We start from the raw sequence: 24,390 nt of genomic DNA, 5'->3' as shown, positions 1-24,390 counted from the left end.
AGGGTCTCCTTCAAGGGTCAATGGCGCACGGGCAGGTGCACTTCGGCGAGCATGCAGCGGGCGCTGCCGCCGCCGATGCGTTCGATATGGTCGATGTTCACCACCACCGGCTGGTTGTGCCGCTCGACCTGGCTGCGCTGGCGGCTGTCGAGCGAACGCCAGGCGCTGCGCGACATCACCAGCAGGGGTTGGCCTTGTTTGTCGTGGACTTCGAGCATGTTGCCGGCGAAGTTCTCCAGGTGCTCGAAACCCAGGGCCAGGATGTCCTTGCCGGTATCGCGCAGCGAGTGTTCCAGGGCCTTGCGTTCATGGGCGTGGGGCAGGGCATCGAGGCAGGCGACGGCGAGTTGGCGGCCTACATTCATCATTACGTTGCTGTGGTAGATCGGCGCCTGTTGGCGATCAACGGCATGGAACAGGCACAGGCGATAGTCCAGCTGTTCGGCGAACTGGCGCAGCGCGGTCTCATGGGTGCGGTCGGAGTGGCAGGCGTAGCTGATCCGGTGTTCGCGGTCCAAAACCATGCTGCCAGTGCCTTCGAGGAACAGATTCTGCTGCTCCAGCGGGCTTAGATCGATGGTCTGGCCGATGCTGAAACGCTCGCGGATAACCTGCAAAACGCCCTTGCCGCGCTCCAGTCGGCGGTTGTGGCCTTGCATGGGGTAGAGCACCAGGCTGCCGTCGGCATGGCTGCTCCACCAGTTGTTGGGGAAGATCGAATCTGGGGTGTGCGGCTCGGGCGTGTCTTGCACCACCAGCACCTCGACTCCGTGCTGGCGCAAGGTGTCGACGTAGCCATCGAACTCTTCCAGTGCTTTGCGGCTGGCGCTTTCTGGATCCAGCGGGGCCTGCTGGAAACGGTTGTTGCTGGCGGTGTCGGGGTTGAAGGCGAACCGCGCCGGGCGAATCATGAGGACGGTATTTGTTGTTTGCATTAGGGCACGCATCCACAGGTGGGCTGTGTGTCCATTGTCCGCCCAAGGGTGATGAAATCCCGGCTGAAGCGCGGCTGGTGCTCAGCAGCTCCAGCTGAAAAAGTGGGGTGTGCAGCCGAATCGGCTGCACACTGTCAAAGCCGCGCCGGTCAGGCTTGGCTCACGTGGAACAATTCTTCAGCCAGCTGAGCATAAAGCGCGTGTTCTGCTTGGCGACGGGTGCTTAGCAGCAGCCTGCCTGCCAGCTCATACAAGCCACTCTCGCCAGGGTAGCGATTGGAAACCAGATCGATGCGTTGCAACACGCCGTCGATCCGCCAGACCAGCCCAGGCACCGCCTGGGTTTGTCGCTCCAGTTCAGCGATAAAGCGTTCGGGCACGGCGGGGCCACTGTAGGGGCCGGGGCTGGAGGTTGCCTCGCTGAGTTCATTGAAGTACTCCGAAGCCGCTTCCCAGTCTCGCGCCAACGCCTCGAACGAGACCGGACGCAAGCGCCGGATCCAGGCCTGCCAGAAGCGTTGCTCGCTGGCCCAGTGCGCCAGGTAACGAGCATCTGTCTCGCCCTCAACAGCCACTGCCAGGCGTTCTAGCGTCGCCTCGCTGAGGTTGGCCAAATAGCCAAAGGCGATCTGTCCGGGCTGCTCGGGCAAGCCCAGCCGGTCTGCGAGGTAGATCCGCGCAACCAGCGCCATTTCGATTTCATCCAGCGGGCTTTGCGGGTTGCTCAACAGCGCGTCGCTCAGATCGTCATCAGGGTGCAAGACGGGAGCCGCCTGGCGCGCTGCGTCGTCTTCTGCGGCTGCCAATGCGTTACGCCGAGCGACGCGGGCGTCGTACACGGCGGCGACTTGCCCATCCAGGCGGCTCTGGCGCGCCATGGCGGTGGCCACGGATACCGCCACGGCCTCGTCGCCAGCACCTGCTTGGGCGGTAGAGACGGCGCGCCAGATCGATACCTCTGTTTCTACTTGCTGGAACAGCAGACTGGCCTGATCAACGCACGCTTGGGCGGCGGCATCGATCTGGTTGACCAACTGTTGCTGCAATTGCGCCAATCCCCAACCGCCGTCTTCGCCGGCAACCGGTTGCAGGCCTAGCACACGCAGGATATGCACGATCCGTTCGCGCATCCGAGGTGGGCTGGCGACATATTCCGGCGTATCTACCATGCGCTCGAACAACCGGTACAGCGGTGCCCACATGGGGTCCTCGGCGTTGGCTTGACGCTGCGCTTGCAAGTCGTCGGGAAGCTCTATAGCCCAGGCTTGCTCGGGCGATACGTCAAGTGCGTCCAGGTCGGGAATGGCCGCTAGACCTGCATCACGCAAATTGACTTGGGCTTGTTCGTTGAATGGATTGCCGTCGAAGTCGTAGAACGTTTGCTCTTCACGGTTGCGGATCGCTTCGGCAAATGCGCTGTCATGCAGCGCGGGCGCATCGACCAAGCGGTTGCCGCTCAGGTCCAGTGACCGCAGTACCAGTGGGCGTTGGCCCATAAGATCCGGCAAACCCTGGGGCCACTCGCTGAGTTCACACTGATCGAGATCCAAAGACTCCAGGTGCTGCCAACCGGTTACATCGGGTGCCAGCTGCAATGGGTTTTCCCCCAAGCGCAGCGAGCGCAGGCGAGTCAATTGAGCGAGTGCTGCGCGGCTTTCGGCGGTCAAGGTGATGGCATTGGAGCCGAGGCTCAGTTCGCTCAGTGCAGGCCAGCCGTGCAAGGCTTGGAAATGCTCGGTTTGCAGGGTCAGGGTGTTAAGGTCGAGTTGCAGCGCTTGCAGGTGTTGCAACTGCGCTAGTCGTTGCAGCGCTGCAACCGGAAGATTTTCAGCGGCATCGGTCAGGTTCAGGCGCTGTAGCCGCGCCAGACGAGTCAGCACATTGACGTTTCGTTCGCCATCGAGCGGGAGGAAGTTCTCCGCGACATCTAATGCTTGCAACTCGCGCATCTGGGCGATGGGCTCAGGCAGCCAGCGCAGCATATTGGAGGAAATGTCCAGTAGCTGAACCCGCGGGAAGGCTTGCAGAAAGCCCTCCATGTTCATCGCTTCGCCGCTATGTGAACCGTTGACCATGAGCACCCTGACGTGTTCGAGTTGGCTTGGCAGGTTGGGTAGCGGGCCCAGGTGCTCTGCCTGCAGGATCAGCCCCACATCACCCGGCTGGCCCTCCCGGCGCCAGGCTTGGCGTATCCGCCGCGCAGCCTCGGTACGTGCGGCCCTTCTTTGCTCAAGCGCGCCTACTGCGATGCCCTCGGGATCGTTGATCCAGGTATCGAGCGTGCGGTTGAGCCGTTGCAGGTCGGTGCGTAGACGTTCCAGCAATCTGCTGAACGCGCCTGGGCTGTTGCCTGCTTCCTCGCGCAAGCGCTGACGTAACCATTCACGATCTTGCGGCTCGCGGCTGGGAAACAGCGCATCAAACGCTTGCTCATCAGTTGTCCAGCCTTGGCCGCGGCCGCTGAGTGAGTAACCGATACGGCGCTCTTGTGGCAGCCGCGTTGGTAGCCGGTACAAGGGGCGCACTGGCGCCAGCCCCAGTTGCCTGGCGGTATGCCGCCGATCTATCGAGGCCTTTTCGAACAACGCATCACGCAGGCGCAGCGGTTGATGAATCTCAAGTTTCATTGCGACCCGCTCGGTATCGGGCAGTGCGTTGAGAATCGCCTGGTAGATAGTCATCTTGCTGGCCAGGGCTTGGCCGCGTTCATCATAGGGTTGGTAGCCCTGCGCGCTGCGCACCAGGGTTTTGACCGGCCGGCCCTCGGCGCCGCAGGCCTTGAGCAGCGGGCCATGTGGGCTGCCTTGGCGCAGTTCGAGGCGCACATCGTTGGTCCAGCCGGGTAGTTGCTCAAGCGTGCCGAAGATCAACGCATCACGGTCCTGGGCTGGGCCGCTTTGTTGATAAAAGCGCTGCAAAGCGCGGTCGATGCGCGCTTCACGCAAATACACTCGGGCCGTTTCGGCGATCGACAAGGGCAGCCGGCCGCTCTGTTGCATCTGCGTGACGTCCTTGGCATCAGCCTTGGCCAGGATCTCAGCGCGGGCCCTTGAGCTTAGCGATGGGAAGTCGTGCGCCAGTGCGCTGGCGTCTGTCCAGCGGCTCTCAGGCCCCGCTGCACCCGTTGCATCCAGCGCTTGCAGGCTGTCGAGCAGCATGGCGGGCGCGGCTTGCTGATCGACCATCACGCGGCGTAGCGCCGCTTCGCTGTAGCCACTGCAGCGCAGCGCGCGCAACAGGGTTTCATCGCTCACCGCAGGCTCGCACCTGGCGATACGCCTGAGCAACTTGGCGGTATTCCAGGCCAAAGGTTGCTCGTGTTCAAACTGCCAGGGTATTTGGCCGTTACCGAGCATTCGCGGTTGATACCGATGGCCCTTGGCAGGCGCCAATTGCCAGCCACCTTCAGGGTTTTGCTCCACGGGCAATGCCTTGCCCTCGAGGCTTAGCCAGTGCTTGCCTTGCCAAAGGTGCAGGCCTTGGCCGTCGCTGGCGGTGCCGGCGGGCCATGGGGTTAGCTCGCTGAAAGGCTTGAGATCGCCGTGCCACAAGCGTGAACTTGATTTGCCGGCAAAGCTTGTCCAGTGCTCCAGCGGACCAGGCGGTTCGATTGCCGCATGTGCAGCCCCCAGCACAGCGAACTGCACCAGGCTATCGAACACCTCGAAGAGATGCTCGATGGCCGCATCCGTTTCACCTTCCTCGAGGGCGTGGACCCCTTCGAGAAATTCGTTGACGATCTGCGCGCCTCCTATCACCAACATGACTTGAGCAAGGCCTGGAAGGAACAAACTGACCACGTTCAGCACCGTCAGGCCGACGCCGAACCAACCCAGAATTCGCTCGCGTTGCGCCTGGGCGTCTAATTGCGCGGTCGGGACGGCGAGGGTGACGGCATCGTCAAGTGTGCTCTGAACCTGATTGCTGGCGCGGGCAGTGAAGCAGTTGCCGGGCCACTGAGTGAACGTCAGGCTCAGGCGGGCATTTTTGTCCAAGGTTTCCTGCCACAGCTCATGTGGGGCGGGAAACGCACGCTTGATCCAGCTGAACGACTGGCCTTTTTCCAGTACCGGTGGTGTGGGATGAAGGGTTGCGTAGGGATAGCGCGGATAGAGCCTCTGGCGCAGCCGGGCGATAAAAGTAGGGCGTTGCGCGTGGCTGACGTAACGCGTGAAGAATTGGCGAAAGTGGGTGTTCCATAGCCTTCGAGTCAGCGCGGCTCCAGCGGCCTGCAAGGAGGGATACTGGCGCACTGCGCCCTGCTGATCACCCGGTAAATAAAGAAGGCAGGGTTCGGTTTGCCCTTGGGGCTCGCGGCGCACCAGCAGCGGGCCGCTCAGAGGTACGCCTAAGACGCTCAAGTAGCCACATTGCAGGCGCGCCGAGCCGTGTACTGAAGGGATCTCGACCGCTCCTGCCAGGGCGGCTTCGCCCAGCGCTTGCCCCCGGCTGTCGAGCCGACCCTGCATCTGTGCGCAGCTGAGCTCGGCGGCAAAAGCGGCGTGGTCCTGGGCGCGCAACAGGCTGCGAAAAATGTCGTTGTCGACATGATCGCGCAGGTGGTTCAGATAGCGCTGGCCCAGGTCAAGGTTGCGGATGCCCTTGACGAACCTGCTCGTATCCAGCGCCATCGGCTGAAGGATAAAGCCAAATTGGCGTGTCCGGCTTCAGGTTTTGCAAAGCGGCCTCCAACCAGGACATCGATCGGTGATGGCCCGGGGTGCGATCGCTGAGTACTGCTTGGTCAACCTGGGGCAGCGTCTGGCCGGGATACCAGGACTTAAGAGCGTCGTGCAGCAGTGGCCGGCAGAAAGTCTCGACCGATTGGATAGAGGCCATGGCCTGCTCCAGCTTGCGGGTGGCCTTATGACTGAGCTGCAGACGGCTTTTCAGCGTGCTGCGCTGCGCAAGGGTGCTCTGTTGCAGCCAACTCGGCATTCGTTGATGGATCAAGGCAAGGTGATGAGGCAGTGCGTGAGACATGAGCTGCTCCTGGTGTGTGGAGCAGCGAGGCTAAGCAAACGCCAGTGCCGGGGTTGTGTATCCGGTTACTACCTGTGCCGGACAAGGCTTGAGTGGGCGGGCTCGACACCTTGCTCACGCAAGCGCTTGTATAAGGTGGTGCGGCTGATACCCAGGCTGCGGGCCAGCGAGGAGAGGTTGCCGTTAGCCGAGCGCAGCAGTTCAACCAGGCTGCCGGTTGCCGGCGCATTGCCTGGCAACGCGCAACTTTCTGAAGGACCAGAGTGTGGTTCAGCAAAACCTGGTGGTAGGTGTTCGATGCTGATCGCAGCGGTGCCAGCGAGTGCCAGTGCCACTTGCAGCACGCTGCTCAGTTGCCGCAGGTTGCCAGGCCAGGGGTGGTTGAGCAAAACCTCCATCACTTGGGCAGTCAGCTGCTGGGGTTGCCCAGCCTCGCAATAGCGGGCATGCAGTTGCTCGATCAACTGACGCTTATCGCTACGCTCGCGCAGCGCTGGCAGTGTCAGGCTCAGGCCAGCGATGCGATAGTAGAGGTCTTGGCGAAATGAGCCGTCGCGCACTTGCACGGCCAGGTCGCGATTACTCGCCGAAACCACCCTGATGTCCACCGCCACTGGCTCAGCGCTGCCCAGCGGTTGAATGCTGCGCGATTGCAGCACCCGCAGAAGACGAGCTTGGGTGGCCAGTGGCATGTCGCCGATCTCATCGAGAAACAGGATGCCCAGGTGGGCCTTGCGGATCAGTCCAGGGTTGCCTTTGTGGTGGGCACCGGTAAAGGCGCCTTTGTCATAACCGAACAGTTCCGACTCCACCAGCTCGGCTGGGATCGCTGCACAGTTGACCGCCACCAGTGGTTGCTGGGCACGGCTGCTGGCGCGGTGCAGGGCTTGCACGAAGACTTCTTTGCCGACGCCCGTTTCGCCCTGAACCAGCACCGGGATGTCCTTTTCCAGCAGTAGCCCAGCCTGGGCCAAGGCCTTCTCCACACGCGGGTCGTAGTTGCCGCTGCGCTGACCAGTGCGCGGCTTGCGTGGGGCGTGCCATTGGCAATGCAAGCGGTTGCGCCCGGTCGCTTGCAAGGCAAACGGCTGGCCCTCGGCTTGCGCCAGGATCTCGCGTAGCGGGATCTGGAAGAGCTGCTCCAGATTGTGCTGCAGCGGCACCCGGCCCAGCAGGCTATCGGCCCGGTGGTTGGCGGCCAGTACCCGACCGTGTTCGTCGAACAGCAGCAGGCCGGCCCATGAGCTGTCGAGGTTATCCGGACCACTGTTGAACAGCAGCTGGTGCAATTGATCGGCATGCCGGGCGAGGATCAGCCGGTTCTCCAGGCTCTGGCTCATCATGCGCACCAGGCCCAGGGTTTGAGCGGCGGGCAGATAACCATCGCTGGCCACATCGAGCACGCCAATCAGGCCTCGCTCGGCATCGAACAACGGCGCAGCGGCGCTGGCCATGTAGCGATTCTGGCGCAGGAAGTGCTCGTCCTGGCTGACATGAATGGCTTCGCCGCAGATCAGCGCGGTGCCCAGGGCATTGGTCCCCACGCCTTGCTCGCGCCAGCAGGCTCCAGGGCAGAAACCATGTTGTTGGCGCGGCTCGACAAAACGCTGCGTACCCCAGGTCTGCAGCAGGCAGCCAGCGGCATCGGCGAGCATGACCAGATAGCTGGAGTTGCCCAACAGGTGGCTGTATTGCGGCATGACCTCATCTCGGGTTACGCGCAGCAGGGCTTGCTGGCGTTCGAGCAGGGCGTTCAGTTGCACGGGGGTTAGGCAGTCGAAATCCGGCGCGCCGTGGGGCGCCAGGCCGTGCTCGCGGCAACGCGCCCAGGAGGCCTGGATCAATTGGGCATGGGTCGATGCGGATGCGGCCATGGGCCTGTCCTGTGTGATTGTTGTTTTGTGCCGACCGCAGTTCAGTGTTGTTCAGCGCTGTTCATTGTCAATGCCGGGTCTGTTCAGTTGTGCAGCGAAACTGTTCATTGGTGTTCAGTCGGCTTGTGCTGGCAACCAGCGTTGATGCCTCGCGGCTCGGTGATAGAGCCCTCGCCCCTGGCCTGGCACGGATCTGGCTCTGGTCTGCGCACAACAACGACAAAAGGCCACGCCATGTCCCTGGTGCTCGAGCAGGTCAGCCGCAGCGTCGACAACCAGCCTTGGATTGTCGATGCCAGCCTGCGTTTCGAACCCGGCTCGTTCAACGTGCTGTTGGGTCGCACCCTGGCCGGCAAGACCAGCCTGATGCGCCTCATGGCCGGGCTCGATCGGCCTGATCGTGGTCGGGTGCTGATCAATGGCCAAGACGTTACCGGCGTGCCGGTGCGTCAGCGCAACGTGTCGATGGTCTATCAGCAGTTCATCAATTACCCGACCCTGACGGTCTTCGAGAACATCGCCTCGCCCTTGCGCCAGGCACGTCTGGCGGAGGACGAAATTCGTCGGCGGGTGCAGGAAACGGCGCAGATGCTGCGCATCGAGGCGTATCTGCAGCGCTTGCCGTTGGAGCTGTCCGGCGGCCAGCAGCAGCGCACGGCGATGGCCCGTGCGCTGGTCAAGGACGCCTCGCTGATCCTGTTCGACGAGCCGTTGGTCAACCTCGACTACAAGTTGCGCGAGGGGCTGCGCCAGGAGTTGCGCGAGCTGTTCGCCGCACGCAACTGCATTGCCGTGTACGCCACCACCGAGCCGAACGAAGCGTTGGCCTTGGGCGGTACCACGACCCTGGTTGATCGAGGGCGGATTATCCAGAGTGCAGCCAGCGCCGAGGTCTACCACCACCCTTGTAACGAGCTGGCCGCCGAGCTGTTTTCCGAACCGCCGATCAATCTGGTGCCCGGGCAGATCGCCGGTAACGAAGTCAGCCTGGCCGGCGCGGTGCACTTTGCCCGCAACGCCGACCTGCGCCGGCTGGGCGATGGCCAGTACCGCTTCGGCGTGCGTCCCAGCCATATCACGCTAGTGCCGGCGCATGACGATGACCTGGAGTTGCCGGTGCTGGTGGAGTTGGCCGAAATCAGTGGCTCGGAAACCTTCCTGCATGTGCGCAACGAGCACTGGCGAATGATTCTGCACCTGCCCGGTGTGCACGAGTATCAGGTCGACACGGCCATTCGTGTGTTTGTCCCGACCCACAAGCTGTTCGTCTTCGACAGCGCCGGAGCACTGGTGCAGGCGCCTGGCCTGCGCGAAACGAGGAGCGCCTGATGGCCGAGATTCGTTTGCGCCAGTTGGCTCACAGCTACAGCCGCCAGCCACGCTCATCGGCCGACTATGCCTTGCATGAGCTGGAGCATGTCTGGGAGCAGGGTGGGGCCTATGCCTTGCTTGGGCCGTCGGGCTGCGGCAAGTCGACCTTGCTCAACATCATTTCCGGTTTGCTCAGCCCCTCCCAGGGCGAGGTGCTGTTCGACGGCAAACCGGTCAATGAACTGTCGCCGCAGCAGCGCAACATCGCCCAGGTGTTTCAGTTCCCGGTTGTCTACGACACCATGAGCGTGTTCGACAACCTGGCCTTTCCCCTGCGCAACCAGGGCCTGGACGAAACCCGGGTGCGCGCGCGGGTGGCGGAGATCGCCGAGGTGCTCGACCTGGCTGAGGTACTGAAAAAGAAAGCGCGCAACCTCAGCGCCGACGAGAAGCAGAAAGTTTCCATGGGGCGTGGCCTGGTGCGTGATGACGTCTCGGCGATCCTCTTCGACGAGCCGCTGACGGTGATCGACCCGCACCTGAAGTGGAAGCTGCGGCGCAAGCTCAAGCAGATCCATGAGCAGTTCAACATCACCATGATCTACGTCACCCATGATCAGCTGGAGGCCTCGACCTTCGCCGACAAGATTGCGGTGATGCATGGCGGACGGATCGTCCAGTTCGGCACCCCGCGTGAGCTGTTCGAGCGCCCGCGGCACACCTTTGTCGGCTACTTCATCGGTAGCCCCGGGATGAACCTGATCGAGGTGCGCGCGCAGGCCGATGGGGTGGGTTTTGGCGACGTCCACCTAACGCTGCCAGCAGGCTTGCGCGAGCGTCTGGCGGAGCAGCCGGGCGGGCGCCTGCAGGTGGGTATCAGGCCGGAATTCGTGCAGGTTTGGGAGCGGCCGCTGGACGATACCTTCGAGGCGCTTGTGGTGGATGTGGAGGATTTGGGCACCTACCGCATTGTCACGCTCGATTTGGCCGGCACCCCGCTCAAGGCGCGTATGCCAGAAGATCGGCCGGTGCCACAGGGACGCGCCTGGGTCAGCTTGCCGAGCCAGTGGTTGATGCTCTATGTCGATGATCTGCTGCTGGAGCTGGCGCCATGAACAAGGTGCCGAACAACAAGGCCTGGTGGTTGGTGCTGCCGGTGTTCCTGCTGGTCGCGTTCAGCGCGGTGATCCCGATGATGACCGTGGTCAACTATTCGCTGCAGGACATCTTCGATCAGTCCAATCGCTACTTCGTCGGCACCGACTGGTATCGCCAGGTGCTGCGAGATCCGGCCCTGCACGACGCGCTGTTGCGTCAGTTCATCTATTCCGGTTGCGTGCTGCTGATCGAGATCCCGCTGGGCATCGCCATCGCCCTGACCATGCCGACCAAAGGCCGCATGGCCTCGGTGTGCCTGATCGTGATGGCCATCCCGCTGCTGATTCCATGGAACGTGGTGGGCACCATCTGGCAGATCTTCGGCCGTGCCGATATCGGCCTGCTCGGGGCTACCCTGGCGCAGTTGGGGGTCAACTACAACTATGCCGGTAACCCCTTCGATGCCTGGGTCACGGTGCTGGTGATGGATGTCTGGCACTGGACTTCACTGGTCGCGCTGCTGTGCTACTCGGGCCTGCGCGCGATCCCCGATGTGTATTACCAGGCTGCGCGCATCGACCGCGCCTCGGCCTGGGCGGTGTTTCGGCATATCCAATTGCCCAAGCTGAAGAATGTGCTGCTGATCGCGGTAATGCTGCGTTTCATGGACAGCTTCATGATCTACACCGAGCCTTTCGTGCTCACCGGCGGCGGCCCCGGCAATGCCACCACCTTCCTCAGTCAGACCCTGACGCGCATGGCCGTGGGGCAGTTCGACCTAGGCCCGGCAGCGGCGTTCTCGCTGGTGTATTTCCTGATCATCCTGCTGGTGTCGTGGCTGTTCTACACGGCCATGACCCATGCCGACAAGGACTAGGCCGATGACCCTGCGCAAGACAGTGCCCTTGCTGCTGTACTTCTTCTTCCTGCTGGTGCCGATCTATTGGCTGCTGAACATGTCGTTCAAGCCCAACAGCGAGATCCTCGGCGGCCTGACCTTGTGGCCAGAGGCATTCACCCTGGATAACTACAAGGTGATCTTCACTGACCCCAGCTGGTACACCGGCTACCTCAACTCGCTGTACTACGTGTGCCTGAATACCCTGATCTCGCTGGCAGTGGCGCTGCCGGCTGCGTATGCCTTCTCGCGCTACCGCTTTCTCGGCGACCGGCACCTGTTCTTCTGGCTGTTGACCAACCGCATGGCACCACCGGCGGTGTTCTTGCTGCCGTTCTTCCAGCTGTATTCCTCGATCGGCCTGTTCGACACCCATATCGCCGTGGCCCTGGCGCACTGCCTGTTCAACGTGCCGCTGGCGGTGTGGATCCTGGAAGGCTTCATGTCCGGCGTGCCCAAGGAAATCGACGAAACCGCCTACATCGACGGTTATAGCTTCCCGCGTTTTTTTGTGAAGATTTTCATCCCGCTGATCGGCTCGGGGATCGGTGTGACGGCGTTTTTCTGCTTCATGTTTTCTTGGGTCGAATTGCTGCTGGCGCGCACCTTGACCTCGGTCAACGCCAAGCCGATCGCCGCGGTGATGACTCGCACCGTGTCGGCCTCGGGCATCGACTGGGGGGTGCTAGCCGCCGCCGGGGTGCTGACGATCCTGCCAGGCATGCTGGTGATCTGGTTTGTCCGTAACCATGTGGCCAAGGGCTTCGCCTTGGGCCGGGTGTAGGAGGGCGACGCGATGGAGTGGATGGCCTGGACCTTGCCCACTGCGCTGTTTTTCATCGCAGTGGGCCTGATGCTGTTGGGCATGACCGTGCTTGAGCTGCGCCGGCCGTGCATCGAGCGGCGTGGTTTTCTGCCGATTGTCACCACCCGTGGCGACCGGCTGTTCATCGGTTTGCTGGCCAGTGCCTACCTGCACCTATTGATAATTGGGGTCAGCGACTGGCCGTTGTGGGTGGCCTCGCTGTTGTCGCTGGCTTGGCTGGTGCTGGTGCTGCGCTGGGGATGACTGGCGCCGTGGAATAACTCAATCGGGAGATCACAATGTTCGATAACGACAACAAGCGGCGACATTTGACCCTGGCCGCGGTACTTGTGCTAGGGCTGCAGGGCAACGCCTGGGCCGATCAGTACGAGGACGCGGCGAAGAAATGGATCGACAGCGAATTCAAGCCCTCGACCCTGACCCCGCAGCAGCAGATGGACGAACTCAAGTGGTTTATCAAAGCCGCCGAATCGTTCCGTGGGATGAAGATCAACGTGGTTTCGGAAACCATCACCACCCACGAGTACGAGTCCAAGGTACTGGCCAAGGCCTTCAGTGAGATCACTGGGATTGCGCTGACCCACGACCTGCTGCAAGAAGGCGATGTGGTGGAAAAGCTGCAGACCCAGATGCAGTCGGACAAGAATATTTATGACGGCTGGGTCAACGACTCCGACTTGATCGGTACCCATTTTCGCTACGGCAAGGTCGAATCGATTACCGACATGATGGCCAACGAAGGCAAGGCCTACACCTCGCCGACCCTGGATCTGCAAGACTTCATCGGCATCTCGTTCACCACAGCGCCAGACGGCAAGGTCTACCAACTGCCCGACCAGCAGTTCGCCAACTTGTACTGGTTCCGCGCTGACTGGTTCGATCGCCCCGAGCTCAAGGCCAAGTTCAAGGAGAAGTACGGCTACGAACTGGGTGTGCCGGTGAACTGGTCGGCCTACGAGGACATCGCCAAGTTCTTCACCGAGGACGTCAAGGAGATCGACGGCAAGCGCGTCTATGGCCACATGGACTACGGCAAGAAAGACCCATCGTTGGGCTGGCGCTTCACTGACGCCTGGTTCTCCATGGCCGGCGGCGGCGACAAGGGCCTGCCCAATGGCCTGCCGGTGGACGAGTGGGGGATACGCGTTGAGGACTGTCATCCGGTTGGTTCCAGCGTTACTCGGGGTGGCGACACCAACGGCCCAGCGGCGGTCTATGCGACCCAGAAATATGTCGACTGGATGCGAGCCTATGCGCCCAAGGAAGCCCAGGGCATGACCTTCTCCGAGGCAGGCCCGGTGCCTGCGCAAGGCAACATCGCTCAGCAGATCTTCTGGTACACCGCGTTTACCGCGGACATGACCAAGCCCGGCCTGCCGGTAGTCAACGCCGACGGTACGCCGAAGTGGCGCATGGCGCCTTCGCCGAAGGGGCCGTACTGGGAGGAGGGGATGAAGCTCGGTTACCAGGACACAGGCTCCTGGACGTTCTTCAAATCCACTCCCGAGAAGCAGCGCTTGGCGGCCTGGCTGTATGCGCAGTTCGTCACTTCCAAGACCGTATCGTTGAAAAAGACCATCGTCGGCCTGACGCCAATTCGTGAGTCGGACATCAATTCCCAGGCCATGACCGAGCTTGCGCCCAAACTTGGCGGCTTGGTGGAGTTCTACCGCAGCCCGGCCCGGGTGCAGTGGACGCCGACCGGCACCAACGTCCCGGATTACCCGCGCCTGGCCCAGTTGTGGTGGAGCCATATCGCCGAAGTGGCCAGTGGCGAGAAGACTCCGCAGCAGGCGCTCGATGGCCTGGCCCGCGATCAGGACCGCATGCTTGAACGGCTTGAACGCTCCAAGGCGCAGGCGACCTGTGCGCCCAAGCTCAATCCGGAGAAAGATGCCCAGTATTGGTTCGACCAGCCGGGTGCACCCAAGCCTAAGCTTGAGAACGAGAAGCCCAAGGGCGAGACGGTGAGCTACAGCGAGTTGCTCAAGTCGTGGGAGGCGGCGCGTAAGTGACTTGAGGGTGATGCTGTACGTGCCAAGGCGCAGAGCGTTCTGCGTGGGAGCGGGCTTGCCCCGCGATGAGGCCGGTGAGGGCTGCATGAAATTCAGTGCATAAAAAAACGGCACCTGCTAAAGGTGCCGTTCTCTATTCAACTCACTTATGCAGCTCTTCGGCGGCAAACAGTGTGTTCTCCAGCAAGCACGCCCGGGTCATCGGGCCCACGCCGCCCGGTACCGGGGTGATCCAGCCTGCGCGGGGCAGGGCAGTCTCATAGACCACGTCGCCCACCAGCTTGCCGTCTTCCTGGCGGTTGATGCCGACGTCGATGACGATGGCGCCTTGCTTGATCCACTCACCCTTGACCAGGCCTGGCTTGCCAGCAGCCACCACCACCAGGTCGGCGCGGCCGACGTGGCCGGCCAGGTCCTTGGTAAAGCGGTGGGTGACGGTCACGGTGCAGCCGGCCAGCAGCAGTTCCATGGCCATTGGCCGGCCAACGATGTTCGAAGCGCCCACTACGACCGCGTTCATCCCATACAGATCCTGCCCGGTGCTTTCCAGCAAGGTCATGATGCCTTTGGGCGTGCACGGGCGCAGCAGCGGGATACGTTGGGCCAGACGACCGACGTTATAAGGATGGAAGCCATCGACGTCTTTGTCCGGACGGATGCGCTCGAGCAGCAGCGAGGCGTCCAGGTGTGCCGGCAGCGGCAGTTGCAGCAGGATGCCGTCGACCGCTGCATCGTCATTGAGGTGATCGATCAGCTCGGTCAGGGCTTGCTGCGTGGTATCGCTAGGCAGGTCGAAGGCCTGGGAAATGAAGCCGACCTCCTCGCAGTCCTTGCGCTTGTGCGATACATAGACTTGGGAAGCGGGATCGGTGCCGACCAGGATCACCGCCAGGCCTGGCGTACGCAGGCCTTGCTGGCGACGCTCCACGACACGTTGAGCGATCTGCTGGCGCAGGCGGGCGGCGATCGCCTTGCCATCGATAAGGTGTGCAGTCATAGACGCGTGATTAACCATCGAGAAAGGAACATATAGAAGCGCGCATTCTCGCACGACACGGCGCGAGGGCAAAGGCGGGTGGTCGGGCAAATCCCCTAACCCCTTCAATAATTTAAATTTTTTAGAGAAAGAGGTTGACGCTTTTGCAGCTCGTCTATAACATTCGGCGCACTTGTCGGGCACAGCCTAGCACTGGTTGGCTAAGTCGGGCAGAATGAGTGGTTTAACAGCTTGACTGATAAGCCTCATTCGGTCAGGCGGCATGCTTATGCGCCCGTAGCTCAGCTGGATAGAGCATCCGCCTTCTAAGCGGATGGTCGCAGGTTCGAGTCCTGCCGGGTGCGCCATTAGGCGGCATAGGCACGCAAGTGAAGTTGTAGCGCGATATGGTGGGCGTAGCTCAGTTGGTAGAGCGCCGGATTGTGATTCCGGTTGTCGTGGGTTCGATTCCCATCGTCCACCCCATATTCTGCAAAGGCGCCTTGATTGTTGGATCTGGCGCCTTTGTTTTAAGTGTTACACGCGGACGTGGTGAAATTGGTAGACACACTGGATTTAGGTTCCAGCGGCGCAAGCTGTAAGAGTTCGAGTCTCTTCGTCCGCACCATGTTTCTGTAAGCTTCAATGCAACACTGCAACACCGCAATATGGTGGGCGTAGCTCAGTTGGTAGAGCGCCGGATTGTGATTCCGGTTGTCGTGGGTTCGATTCCCATCGTCCACCCCATATTTTTCGAAGGCGCCTTGATTGTATAATCAGGCGCCTTTTGTTTTATCTGCTTCACGCGGACGTGGTGAAATTGGTAGACACACTGGATTTAGGTTCCAGCGGCGCAAGCTGTAAGAGTTCGAGTCTCTTCGTCCGCACCATTCCCCTGCTTTCAACGGCCATCGAGCGCGTGTGAGGGCTCTAAAAAAATGCCGCCATGTGCGGCATTTTTTTTGTTCTGGCAGTGTCCTGTTCAGTGTTTTTTTTGGCGTTACCGTCATTCGCCTGGCGCTAGCGATTATGGGTGCGCAAGGCTGCAGGCCTGATCGTGCCTGGCTTTTCGGCTGTTCTATGAGTTTGCTTGGGTTGGTCGGATTCTTGCTTGCGAATGTCACCTCGCCAGCCTGCCGGCTGCGTCCCTCGTGTAAAAAAAGGAACTGACCATGAAAGTCTGCAGCGCGACCCGAGAAAACTTTTACAGCCTGCTTGGCGCGGTATTTCAAGCGTTGGACAAGCGTCCGGTGGTGGCGGAGTTGGGTGTGTTGCGCGGGGAGAATGCGTTGAAGCTGCGCGCAGCCCTGGCGCCAGAGCGCATGGTTTTGATCGATAGCTGGAGCAAGGCCTCCAACGAGGCCTACAGTCCATTCGAGGAGCTGCCGTCGTGGGTCAGCCCGGTCGATGCCTATGAGTACTACTATGGTGGCTCATTGCACGATGAATCGACCTGGGACAGGCTCTACGACGAGTGCGCAGCGAAGTTTGTCGATATGCCCGAGGTGACGATGATTCGCTCCGATACCATTGGTGGGATCGAGAAGGTTCGCCAGCAAACCGGTATCCAGCAGTTCGACCTGGTCTATGTCGATGCCAATCACCAGTATGAATACGTGCTGCGCGACATGATGCGCTATCAGGAGTTCCTGGGTGAAGATGGCATCATGATGCTCAATGACTGCTGTCACAGTGAGAACGGCACCAAGCAGAATCTGGGCGTACTCGAGGCGCTGGGTAGCTTCCTCAAGCGTTCAGACTTCATTCCTGTGGCAATGACCAACACCGATTGGTCGGATGTGATCCTGGTGCGCCGTAACTCGATGCTGGTACAGCTTGTCGATATGGCACTGGCCAACTCTGATGTGCCCTATGTCGAAATCCCACATCAACTGATCACGGCGGCGCGTGTGGTGTATGGCGCGCAGCGTCACAATATCAGCTTCGTGTGAAGGAGGAGTGGCGTGCGCTGACAGGCTGCTCTGGTGGTCGGTTGTCGGTGCTGCTTGCCTGCCTCTTGTTGGTGGCTTGCCAATCGCCTCGTGAGGCGCTTGAAGCGCTTGCTGGCGAGCACCGGCGCACGGTCGAGGTGCTGGCCACTGCGGATTTTCCACTGGTCATAAGCGCTCCAGTCGGCGCGCTGCGCCCGGGTGCGTTGCGGGTCTATCTCGAGGGGGACGGGCATGCCTGGGCGACCTCCTCGCAGCCTAGCCTTGACCCTAGTCCGCGTAGGCTGTTGCTGGCTGGTTTGGCCATGGATGATCCGTTGCCTTCGGTGTATCTGGCCAGGCCGTGCCAGTTCGTCAGTGGTGAGCGGTGTGCGCCCGCGCTTTGGACTTCTGAGCGGTTTTCCGAGTCGGTGCTTCTAGCGCTTGAGCAGGCGCTCGATCAATTGAAAAAACGTTACGGCAACCAGTCGTTCGAGTTGGTCGGCTATTCCGGAGGAGGGGCGCTGGCATTGTTGTTGGCGGGGCGCCGTAGCGATGTACTGCAAGTGCAGACGCTGGCCGGTAATCTCAGCCCCGCCGAGTGGACGCGCGCGCTGCAACTGACGCCGCTTACGGGGTCGCTTGAGCCGCTGCACTACCGTCAATACCTGGCGCGGATTGCTCAGCGCCACCTGCTCGGAGGCGATGATCGTCAGGTGCCTGGGCAGGTAGCGGCGGTCTATAAAGGTCAATTGGGTGTAGCCAGCTGCGCTCAATTCGTCACTTTGCCAGGCGTCGGCCATGAGCAGGGTTGGGCGCAGGCTTGGCAGCAATGGCGCGGTCGTCCATTAGGGTGTTCTAGCGAACGCCAATAGCTGTCAGTCATCCTGCCCTCTGGTGGCGGCCTTATAAAAGCTGATAGATTTCAGTCGGTTGAAACTCCGGTCGACAAGCCGGTAGAGGAATTGCCCCAATGATTGCAAAAGAAGCCCGCCAAGCCGTGGCGCTAGAGCGTTTCGCCCAAGCCAATCCGCAGATGCTCGAGGAGATTCGCGAGCTGGATCCGCGCGAGCAGGCCCAGCAGATTGAATGGGCGTTCGAAGACGCAGCGCAGGAGCAGGGTATAGAACCCTGGGAGTTGACCCTGCAACTGATCGCCGAGAGCCCTGAACAGCTGCAAGCGATGCGTCTGGAGGTCCATCGCGAGGTGGCCGAGGCGCTGGGTATGGAGTGGCAAGAGTACTGCGCGTTCAACGAGATCGATCCCGAGCAGGGGTGATGGTCGCTTGGCCGGGTAGTTGTTTGACAAGGTTTTTCAACTGCGTGCCCCAAGCGGTGGCGTGCAGCCCTTAACGGATAGGGCCTGGCGGCTGATCGCGCAGGTCCTTGAATGAAATCGATCGGCGTGGTTTCCCGTCGTCCCGAGTGGGGTGACTTCTGGTGCGTGAGTCACTAGAATGCTTGCCCTTGATTCTGGAGTCGGGCTATCGCCGGCTAACGTCTGTGCAACGAGGAATATCCATGCAAGTTTCGGTTGAAAACACTTCCGCTCTCGAGCGCCGCATGACCATCGCCGTTCCGGCCGAGCGCGTCGAGACCGAAGTCAACAAGCGTCTGCAACAGACTGCCCGTCGCGCCAAGGTTCCAGGCTTCCGGCCTGGCAAGGTGCCAATGAGCGTCATCCGTCAGCGTTACGAAGACGCTGCCCGCCAGGAAGCGTTCGGTGACCTGGTCCAGTCGTCCTTCTACGAAGCCGTAGTCGAGCAGAAGCTGAACCCGGCTGGCGCCCCAGCTGTTGAGCCTAAGTCCTTCGAAAAAGGCAAGGACCTGGAATTCGTTGCCATCTTCGAAGTATTCCCAGAGTTCACCGTTGCAGGTTTCGAGTCGATCAACGTCGAGCGCCTGAGCGCCGAAGTGGCTGACGCTGACCTGGACAACATGCTGGAAGTCCTGCGCAAGCAGAACACCCGTTTCGAAACCGTTGAGCGCGCTGCGCAAAACGATGACCAAGTCAACATCGACTTCGTTGGCAAGGTCGACGGTGAAGTATTCGCCGGTGGTTCGGCCAAGGGCACCCAGCTGGTATTGGGTTCCGGCCGCATGATCCCAGGCTTCGAAGATGGCCTGGTTGGCGCCAAGGCTGGCGAAGAGCGCGTTGTTAACGTGACCTTCCCAGAGGACTACCAGAACCTCGACCTGGCGGGTAAAGCCGCCGAGTTCACCATCACTGTCAACAGCGTTTCCGCGCCTCAGCTGCCTGAGTTGAACGAAGAGTTCTTCGCTCAGTTCGGCATCAAAGAGTCGACCCTGGAAGGCTTCCGCAACGAAGTTCGCAAGAACATGGAGCGTGAGCTGCGCCAGGCGATCAAGACCAAGGTGAAAAACCAGGTCATGGACGGTCTGCTGGCCGCCAACCCGATCGAAGTGCCAAAAGCGCTGCTGGAAAACGAAGTCAACCGTCTGCGCGTACAAGCTGTTCAGCAGTTCGGTGGCAACATCAAGCCTGACCAACTGCCGGCCGAACTGTTCGAAGAGCAGGCCAAGCGTCGCGTTGTCCTGGGTCTGATCGTTGCTGAAGTGGTCAAGCAATTCGACCTCAAGCCTGACGAAGGCAAGGTTCGCGAGATGATCGAAGAAATGGCTTCGGCTTACCAAGAGCCAGAGCAGGTCATCAGCTGGTACTACAAGAACGACCAGCAACTGAACGAAGTGCGTTCGGTTGTGCTGGAAGAGCAAGTTGTAGATACTGTCTTGCAGAAAGCGACTGTGACCGACAAATCGGTCTCGTACGAAGACGCAGTCAAACCAGCCCAGGCGCCTGCCGAAGCTGAGTAAGCTGCCCCTCTCGTAGGAAGCCCCCACAAGCCAGCCTTCGCGCTGGCTTGTGCGTATTCAAGCCATGACTATTTGGGAGTGAGTGCAGGACATGTCCCGCAATTCTTATATTCAGCAGAGCTCTGACATCCAGGCCGCAGGCGGCTTGGTCCCGATGGTTATCGAGCAGTCCGCCCGTGGCGAACGCGCCTATGACATCTACTCGCGCCTGTTGAAGGAGCGAGTGATCTTCCTGGTAGGTCCGGTAGAAGACTACATGGCCAACCTGGTCGTGGCGCAACTGCTGTTCCTGGAAGCGGAAAACCCGGACAAGGATATCCATCTCTACATCAACTCACCGGGCGGTTCGGTGACTGCTGGTATGTCGATCTACGACACCATGCAGTTCATCAAGCCGGACGTCTCCACCATCTGCATCGGCCAAGCCTGCAGCATGGGCGCCTTCCTGTTGACCGCGGGTGCCAAAGGCAAGCGTCACTGCCTGCCGAACTCGCGCGTCATGATCCACCAGCCGCTCGGCGGCTTCCAGGGTCAGGCGACCGACATCCAGATCCACGCCCAGGAGATCCTCAGCATCAAGGGTCGTCTGAACGAGCTGCTGGCCTACCACACCGGCCAGGACCTCGAGACTATCCAGCGTGATACTGAGCGCGACAACTTCATGAGCGCCCAGCGCGCGGCCGAGTACGGCCTGATCGACTCGGTATACGACAAGCGGCAACTGGTCTCCTGATCCCAGGGGCCAGAGCGGGTAGGCGCCGAAAGCGCCTACCTGCGGACTTGAAAAAGCCCGCAATTGCCTTCATCTTGTGTTTCAAGCCTACCGGATTGGATCGATCGAATGACTGACACCCGTAACGGCGAGGACAGCGGCAAATTGCTCTATTGCTCCTTCTGCGGCAAAAGCCAGCACGAAGTGCGCAAATTGATTGCCGGGCCCTCGGTATTTATCTGCGACGAGTGCGTCGACCTGTGCAACGACATCATCCGCGAGGAGGTGCAGGAAGCCCAGGCCGAGAGCAACGCGCACAAACTGCCTTCGCCGAAAGAAATCAGCGGCATCCTGGACCAGTACGTCATTGGTCAGGAGCGCGCCAAGAAGGTGCTGTCCGTAGCGGTGTACAACCACTACAAGCGCCTGAACCAGCGTGACAAGAAGGGCGACGAAGTCGAACTGGGCAAAAGCAACATCCTGCTCATCGGGCCTACTGGCTCGGGCAAGACCCTGCTCGCCGAAACCCTTGCACGCCTGTTGAACGTACCGTTCACCATTGCTGACGCCACCACCCTGACCGAAGCGGGTTATGTCGGTGAGGACGTTGAGAACATCATTCAGAAACTGCTGCAAAAGTGCGACTACGACGTAGAAAAAGCCCAGATGGGCATTGTCTACATCGACGAGATCGACAAGATTTCGCGCAAGTCGGACAACCCGTCGATCACCCGTGACGTTTCGGGCGAGGGCGTGCAGCAGGCGCTGTTGAAGCTGATCGAAGGCACCGTGGCCTCCGTGCCGCCGCAAGGTGGCCGTAAGCACCCGCAACAGGAATTCCTGCAGGTTGATACCCGCAATATCCTGTTCATCTGCGGTGGCGCATTCTCGGGGCTGGAGAAAGTCATCCAGAACCGTTCCACCAAAGGTGGCATCGGCTTCAGTGCTGAAGTGCGCAGTAAGGAAGAAGGCAAGAAGGTCGGTGAATCCCTGCGTGAAGTCGAGCCTGACGATCTGGTCAAGTTCGGTCTGATCCCGGAATTCGTTGGTCGTCTGCCAGTGCTGGCGACGCTCGACGAACTGGATGAGGCTGCGCTGATGCAGATCCTCACCGAGCCGAAGAACGCGCTGACCAAGCAATATGGCAAGCTGTTCGAAATGGAAGGCGTGGACCTTGAGTTCCGCAGCGACGCGCTCAAGGCCGTTGCTCGCAAGGCTCTGGAGCGCAAGACTGGCGCCCGTGGCCTGCGTTCGATCCTCGAAGGCGTGCTGCTCGACACCATGTATGAAATTCCTTCGCAGAAGGAAGTCAGCAAGGTGGTGATCGACGAGAGCGTCATTGAAGGTAGCTCGCAACCGCTGCTCATCTACGAGAACAGCGAGCCGCAAGCCAAAGCCGCGCCAGACGCCTGATTCAGGTATTTGTTGCGTAAACAGAAGGGGCCTACGGGCCCCTTTCTGCTTTTCCTGCTTAAGCGCTTGTAATTTCGCAGGGCTGCCCCCACATTAGGTCCAAGCATCATTTCCACCGGTTTCCGGCCATAAGGCCGCTGTAGAGGCGAAATCATGAAGACCACCCTCGACTTGCCTCTTTTGCCATTGCGCGATGTCGTCGTCTATCCGCACATGGTTATCCCGCTGTTCGTGGGGCGCGAAAAATCCATCGAGGCCCTCGAGGCCGCGATGACGGGCGAAAAGCAGATCCTGCTGCTGGCCCAGAAGAATCCAGCCGATGATGATCCAGGTGAAGACGCCCTGTATCGCGTGGGCACCATAGCCACTGTCCTGCAGCTGCTGAAACTGCCCGACGGTACCGTCAAGGTGCTGGTCGAGGGTGAGCAGCGCGGCGCGGTCGAGCGTTTCACTGAAGTCGATGGGCACGTACGTGCCGAAGTCAGCCTGATCGATGAAATCGACGCACCTGAACGTGAGTCGGAAGTCTTCGTGCGCAGCCTGCTGTCGCAGTTCGAGCAATACGTGCAGTTGGGCAAGAAGGTGCCAGCCGAAGTGCTGTCCTCGCTCAACAGCATCGAAGAGCCTGGGCGCCTGGTCGATACCATGGCCGCGCACATGGCGCTGAAGATCGAGCAGAAGCAGGAGATCCTCGAGATCGTCGACCTGCAGACACGTGTCGAACACGTGCTGGCCCTGCTGGACGCGGAAATCGACCTGTTGCAGGTTGAGAAGCGTATCCGTGGTCGGGTCAAGAAGCAGATGGAGCGCAGCCAGCGCGAGTACTACCTGAATGAGCAGATGAAGGCCATTCAGAAAGAGCTCGGCGATGGCGATGAAGGTCACAATGAGGTCGAGGAGCTGAAAAAGCGTATCGACGCCGCTGGCCTGCCCAAAGACGCCCTGGCCAAGGCCCAGGCCGAGCTGAACAAGCTCAAGCAAATGTCGCCGATGTCGGCTGAGGCCACCGTGGTCCGCTCCTACCTGGACTGGCTTGTACAGGTGCCGTGGAAGGCGCAGAGCAAGGTCCGTCTCGATCTGACCAAGGCCGAGGAAATTCTCGACGCCGACCACTACGGCCTGGAGGAGGTCAAGGAGCGCATCCTTGAGTACCTCGCCGTGCAAAAACGGGTGAAGAAGATCCGTGGTCCGGTGCTGTGCCTGGTCGGTCCTCCGGGTGTCGGCAAGACCTCGCTGGCCGAGTCGATCGCCGCTGCGACCAACCGCAAGTTCGTGCGCATGGCCCTTGGTGGGGTGCGTGACGAGGCTGAGATCCGTGGCCACCGCCGCACCTACATCGGCTCCATGCCCGGTCGTCTGATTCAGAAAATGACCAAGGTGGGTGTACGCAATCCGCTGTTCTTGCTCGATGAAATCGACAAGATGGGCAGCGACATGCGTGGTGACCCGGCATCGGCGCTGCTGGAAGTGCTCGACCCCGAGCAGAACCACAATTTCAACGATCACTACCTGGAGGTCGACTACGACCTGTCGGATGTGATGTTCCTGTGCACCTCCAACTCGATGAACATCCCGCCGGCGCTGCTTGACCGGATGGAAGTGATCCGCCTGCCGGGTTACACCGAGGACGAGAAGATCAACATCGCGGTCAAGTACCTGGTGCCCAAGCAGGTCAAGGCCAACGGTTTGAAGAAGGATGAGCTTGAGGTCGACGTCAGTGCGATCCGCGACATCATTCGCTACTACACCCGTGAAGCTGGCGTGCGTGGCCTGGAGCGGCAAATTGCCAAGGTTTGCCGCAAGGTGGTCAAGGAACACACCGGGCAGAAACTGGTGAAGGTCAAGGTCACTGGCGAGCAGCTCGAACAGCTGCTGGGTGTGCGCAAGTTCCGCTACGGCCTGGCCGAGCAGCAGGACCAGATTGGCCAGGTTACCGGCCTTGCCTGGACCCAGGTGGGCGGCGAACTGCTGACCATCGAGGCGGTGGTCATCCCGGGCAAAGGCCAGTTGATCAAGACCGGTTCGCTGGGCGATGTGATGGTTGAATCGATCACTGCCGCGCAGACCGTAGTGCGTAGCCGTGCCCGCAGCCTGGGGATTGCCGCCGATTTCCACGAGAAGCGTGACGTGCACATCCACATGCCCGAGGGCGCCACGCCCAAGGACGGCCCGAGTGCCGGTATCGGCATGTGCACTGCACTGGTCTCGGCCCTGACCCAGATCCCGGTGCGGGCAGATGTCGCGATGACCGGCGAAATCACCCTGCGCGGGCAGGTTCTGGCCATTGGTGGTTTGAAGGAAAAACTGCTTGCAGCGCACCGTGGTGGGATCAAGACCGTGATCATTCCAGAGGAGAATGTTCGCGATCTGAAGGAGATTCCGGAAAATATCAAACAGGATCTTCAGATCAAACCGGTCAAATGGATTGACGAAGTCCTCCAAATTGCGCTGCAATACGCCCCGGAGCCCTTGCCAGATGTGGCTCCTGAGATTGTCGCGAAGGATGACAAGCGCGACAGCGATGCCAAGGAAAGAATCAGCACGCACTAATCCGTTTCTCGCTGGGGGGCTTTCCTTGACAGTTTT

Annotated in this window: 19 protein-coding genes and 5 tRNA genes; 18 read left to right on the top strand and 6 right to left on the bottom strand. The window is 60.6% G+C overall.

Features of this window, described 5'->3' with window-relative positions; translation table 11 throughout:
- Nucleotides 1-17 precede the first annotated feature (17 nt).
- The 4 genes from ctlX to AAZU54_RS08065 form a co-directional block, all read right to left on the bottom strand.
- On the bottom strand, nt 18-935 hold the full coding sequence (gene ctlX / locus AAZU54_RS08080) for a citrulline utilization hydrolase CtlX (RefSeq protein WP_186555021.1): 918 nt from the start codon (nt 933-935) through the stop codon (nt 18-20).
- Between the two features lie 149 nt (nt 936-1,084).
- Nucleotides 1,085-5,566, bottom strand: a complete 4,482-nt coding sequence (locus AAZU54_RS08075) for a dermonecrotic toxin domain-containing protein (protein WP_434726944.1) — start codon at nt 5,564-5,566, stop codon at nt 1,085-1,087.
- Nucleotides 5,520-5,918 carry a hypothetical protein gene (locus AAZU54_RS08070; protein ID WP_434726943.1) on the bottom strand — a complete coding sequence of 133 codons (399 nt, stop codon included), beginning with the start codon at nt 5,916-5,918 and terminating at the stop codon, nt 5,520-5,522. The genes AAZU54_RS08075 and AAZU54_RS08070 overlap by 47 nt, the downstream gene beginning before the upstream one ends.
- A 68-nt stretch (nt 5,919-5,986) precedes the next feature.
- Complete coding sequence (locus tag AAZU54_RS08065; RefSeq protein WP_434726942.1) at nt 5,987-7,792, bottom strand: sigma-54-dependent Fis family transcriptional regulator; 1,806 nt, start codon at nt 7,790-7,792, stop codon at nt 5,987-5,989.
- Nucleotides 7,793-8,026: 234 nt separating this feature from the next.
- On the opposite strand from AAZU54_RS08065, the gene AAZU54_RS08060 reads away from it, so the two are divergent.
- Genes AAZU54_RS08060 through AAZU54_RS08035 form a run of 6 tightly spaced genes read left to right on the top strand, consistent with a single transcriptional unit; the run spans nt 8,027 to nt 13,940 of the window.
- Complete coding sequence (locus tag AAZU54_RS08060) at nt 8,027-9,121, top strand: ABC transporter ATP-binding protein (protein WP_434726941.1); 1,095 nt, start codon at nt 8,027-8,029, stop codon at nt 9,119-9,121.
- Nucleotides 9,121-10,218 carry an ABC transporter ATP-binding protein gene (locus tag AAZU54_RS08055; protein ID WP_186555017.1) on the top strand — a complete coding sequence of 366 codons (1,098 nt, stop codon included), beginning with the start codon at nt 9,121-9,123 and terminating at the stop codon, nt 10,216-10,218. Before AAZU54_RS08060 ends, AAZU54_RS08055 begins: the two co-directional genes overlap by 1 nt.
- Nucleotides 10,215-11,078, top strand: a complete 864-nt coding sequence (locus AAZU54_RS08050) for a carbohydrate ABC transporter permease (protein WP_186555016.1) — start codon at nt 10,215-10,217, stop codon at nt 11,076-11,078. Before AAZU54_RS08055 ends, AAZU54_RS08050 begins: the two co-directional genes overlap by 4 nt.
- Before the next feature lie 4 nt (nt 11,079-11,082).
- On the top strand, nt 11,083-11,883 hold the full coding sequence (locus AAZU54_RS08045; protein ID WP_186555015.1) for a carbohydrate ABC transporter permease: 801 nt from the start codon (nt 11,083-11,085) through the stop codon (nt 11,881-11,883).
- 12 nt (nt 11,884-11,895) lie between these two features.
- The gene (locus AAZU54_RS08040; protein WP_186555014.1) at nt 11,896-12,168 is read left to right on the top strand and encodes a DUF2160 domain-containing protein; all 273 of its coding nucleotides are present in this window, start codon (nt 11,896-11,898) and stop codon (nt 12,166-12,168) included.
- A gap of 35 nt (nt 12,169-12,203) precedes the next feature.
- Nucleotides 12,204-13,940: an ABC transporter substrate-binding protein gene (locus AAZU54_RS08035; protein ID WP_186555013.1), complete on the top strand. Its 1,737-nt coding sequence runs from the start codon at nt 12,204-12,206 to the stop codon at nt 13,938-13,940.
- Between the two features lie 142 nt (nt 13,941-14,082).
- Here the strand turns inward: AAZU54_RS08035 and folD are convergent, their stop codons facing one another.
- Nucleotides 14,083-14,937, bottom strand: a complete 855-nt coding sequence (folD, locus tag AAZU54_RS08030; protein WP_405128769.1) for a bifunctional methylenetetrahydrofolate dehydrogenase/methenyltetrahydrofolate cyclohydrolase FolD — start codon at nt 14,935-14,937, stop codon at nt 14,083-14,085.
- A gap of 270 nt (nt 14,938-15,207) precedes the next feature.
- On the opposite strand from folD, the gene AAZU54_RS08025 reads away from it, so the two are divergent.
- From AAZU54_RS08025 to AAZU54_RS08000, 6 genes are all read left to right on the top strand, one after another.
- Nucleotides 15,208-15,284: transfer RNA gene (locus AAZU54_RS08025), tRNA-Arg, on the top strand.
- A gap of 42 nt (nt 15,285-15,326) precedes the next feature.
- A tRNA-His gene (locus AAZU54_RS08020) sits at nt 15,327-15,402 on the top strand.
- Between the two features lie 57 nt (nt 15,403-15,459).
- Nucleotides 15,460-15,544: transfer RNA gene (locus AAZU54_RS08015), tRNA-Leu, on the top strand.
- A 43-nt stretch (nt 15,545-15,587) separates the two neighbouring features.
- Nucleotides 15,588-15,663: transfer RNA gene (locus AAZU54_RS08010), tRNA-His, on the top strand.
- Nucleotides 15,664-15,721: 58 nt separating this feature from the next.
- Nucleotides 15,722-15,806 (top strand) — tRNA-Leu (locus tag AAZU54_RS08005).
- A gap of 282 nt (nt 15,807-16,088) precedes the next feature.
- Nucleotides 16,089-16,868: a class I SAM-dependent methyltransferase gene (locus tag AAZU54_RS08000; RefSeq protein ID WP_186555011.1), complete on the top strand. Its 780-nt coding sequence runs from the start codon at nt 16,089-16,091 to the stop codon at nt 16,866-16,868.
- Here the strand turns inward: AAZU54_RS08000 and AAZU54_RS07995 are convergent.
- The gene (locus AAZU54_RS07995) at nt 16,847-17,101 is read right to left on the bottom strand and encodes a hypothetical protein (protein ID WP_434726940.1); all 255 of its coding nucleotides are present in this window, start codon (nt 17,099-17,101) and stop codon (nt 16,847-16,849) included. The genes AAZU54_RS08000 and AAZU54_RS07995 overlap by 22 nt on opposite strands.
- A 69-nt stretch (nt 17,102-17,170) precedes the next feature.
- On the opposite strand from AAZU54_RS07995, the gene AAZU54_RS07990 reads away from it, so the two are divergent.
- From AAZU54_RS07990 to lon, 6 genes are all read left to right on the top strand, one after another.
- The gene (locus tag AAZU54_RS07990; RefSeq protein ID WP_312151376.1) at nt 17,171-17,719 is read left to right on the top strand and encodes an alpha/beta hydrolase; all 549 of its coding nucleotides are present in this window, start codon (nt 17,171-17,173) and stop codon (nt 17,717-17,719) included.
- A gap of 98 nt (nt 17,720-17,817) precedes the next feature.
- The gene (locus AAZU54_RS07985; RefSeq protein WP_186555010.1) at nt 17,818-18,123 is read left to right on the top strand and encodes a DUF6388 family protein; all 306 of its coding nucleotides are present in this window, start codon (nt 17,818-17,820) and stop codon (nt 18,121-18,123) included.
- 242 nt (nt 18,124-18,365) lie between these two features.
- Nucleotides 18,366-19,679 (top strand): trigger factor, encoded by a 1,314-nt coding sequence (gene tig, locus AAZU54_RS07980; RefSeq protein WP_186555009.1) that lies wholly within the window; start codon nt 18,366-18,368, stop codon nt 19,677-19,679.
- 91 nt (nt 19,680-19,770) lie between these two features.
- Nucleotides 19,771-20,412, top strand: coding sequence for an ATP-dependent Clp endopeptidase proteolytic subunit ClpP (gene clpP / locus AAZU54_RS07975; RefSeq protein ID WP_186555008.1), 642 nt, complete (start codon nt 19,771-19,773; stop codon nt 20,410-20,412).
- Between the two features lie 108 nt (nt 20,413-20,520).
- Nucleotides 20,521-21,804, top strand: a complete 1,284-nt coding sequence (gene clpX, locus AAZU54_RS07970) for an ATP-dependent Clp protease ATP-binding subunit ClpX (RefSeq protein ID WP_186555007.1) — start codon at nt 20,521-20,523, stop codon at nt 21,802-21,804.
- 153 nt (nt 21,805-21,957) lie between these two features.
- Nucleotides 21,958-24,354, top strand: a complete 2,397-nt coding sequence (gene lon / locus AAZU54_RS07965) for an endopeptidase La (protein ID WP_186555006.1) — start codon at nt 21,958-21,960, stop codon at nt 24,352-24,354.
- Nucleotides 24,355-24,390 lie beyond the last annotated feature (36 nt).

Source organism: Pseudomonas sp. Je.1.5.c (assembly GCF_051129895.1).
GTDB lineage: Bacteria > Pseudomonadota > Gammaproteobacteria > Pseudomonadales > Pseudomonadaceae > Aquipseudomonas > Aquipseudomonas urmiensis.
This window is presented reverse-complemented; position numbering and strand designations above follow the sequence as displayed.

Coding starts and splice junctions, on each gene's coding strand:
- AAZU54_RS08055 (WP_186555017.1), top strand. CDS start 9,121: ATGGCCGAGATTCGTTTGCGCCAGTTGGCTCACAGCTACAGCCGCCAG.
- AAZU54_RS08075 (WP_434726944.1), bottom strand. CDS start 5,566: ATGGCGCTGGATACGAGCAGGTTCGTCAAGGGCATCCGCAACCTTGAC.
- lon (WP_186555006.1), top strand. CDS start 21,958: ATGAAGACCACCCTCGACTTGCCTCTTTTGCCATTGCGCGATGTCGTC.
- AAZU54_RS08050 (WP_186555016.1), top strand. CDS start 10,215: ATGAACAAGGTGCCGAACAACAAGGCCTGGTGGTTGGTGCTGCCGGTG.
- AAZU54_RS07990 (WP_312151376.1), top strand. CDS start 17,171: ATGGATGATCCGTTGCCTTCGGTGTATCTGGCCAGGCCGTGCCAGTTC.
- clpP (WP_186555008.1), top strand. CDS start 19,771: ATGTCCCGCAATTCTTATATTCAGCAGAGCTCTGACATCCAGGCCGCA.
- AAZU54_RS08000 (WP_186555011.1), top strand. CDS start 16,089: ATGAAAGTCTGCAGCGCGACCCGAGAAAACTTTTACAGCCTGCTTGGC.
- AAZU54_RS07985 (WP_186555010.1), top strand. CDS start 17,818: ATGATTGCAAAAGAAGCCCGCCAAGCCGTGGCGCTAGAGCGTTTCGCC.
- ctlX (WP_186555021.1), bottom strand. CDS start 935: ATGCAAACAACAAATACCGTCCTCATGATTCGCCCGGCGCGGTTCGCC.
- AAZU54_RS08070 (WP_434726943.1), bottom strand. CDS start 5,918: ATGTCTCACGCACTGCCTCATCACCTTGCCTTGATCCATCAACGAATG.
- AAZU54_RS08065 (WP_434726942.1), bottom strand. CDS start 7,792: ATGGCCGCATCCGCATCGACCCATGCCCAATTGATCCAGGCCTCCTGG.
- clpX (WP_186555007.1), top strand. CDS start 20,521: ATGACTGACACCCGTAACGGCGAGGACAGCGGCAAATTGCTCTATTGC.
- AAZU54_RS08045 (WP_186555015.1), top strand. CDS start 11,083: ATGACCCTGCGCAAGACAGTGCCCTTGCTGCTGTACTTCTTCTTCCTG.
- AAZU54_RS08040 (WP_186555014.1), top strand. CDS start 11,896: ATGGAGTGGATGGCCTGGACCTTGCCCACTGCGCTGTTTTTCATCGCA.
- folD (WP_405128769.1), bottom strand. CDS start 14,937: ATGACTGCACACCTTATCGATGGCAAGGCGATCGCCGCCCGCCTGCGC.
- AAZU54_RS08035 (WP_186555013.1), top strand. CDS start 12,204: ATGTTCGATAACGACAACAAGCGGCGACATTTGACCCTGGCCGCGGTA.
- AAZU54_RS07995 (WP_434726940.1), bottom strand. CDS start 17,101: ATGCCCGTCCCCCTCGAGATAGACCCGCAACGCACCCGGGCGCAGCGC.
- tig (WP_186555009.1), top strand. CDS start 18,366: ATGCAAGTTTCGGTTGAAAACACTTCCGCTCTCGAGCGCCGCATGACC.
- AAZU54_RS08060 (WP_434726941.1), top strand. CDS start 8,027: ATGTCCCTGGTGCTCGAGCAGGTCAGCCGCAGCGTCGACAACCAGCCT.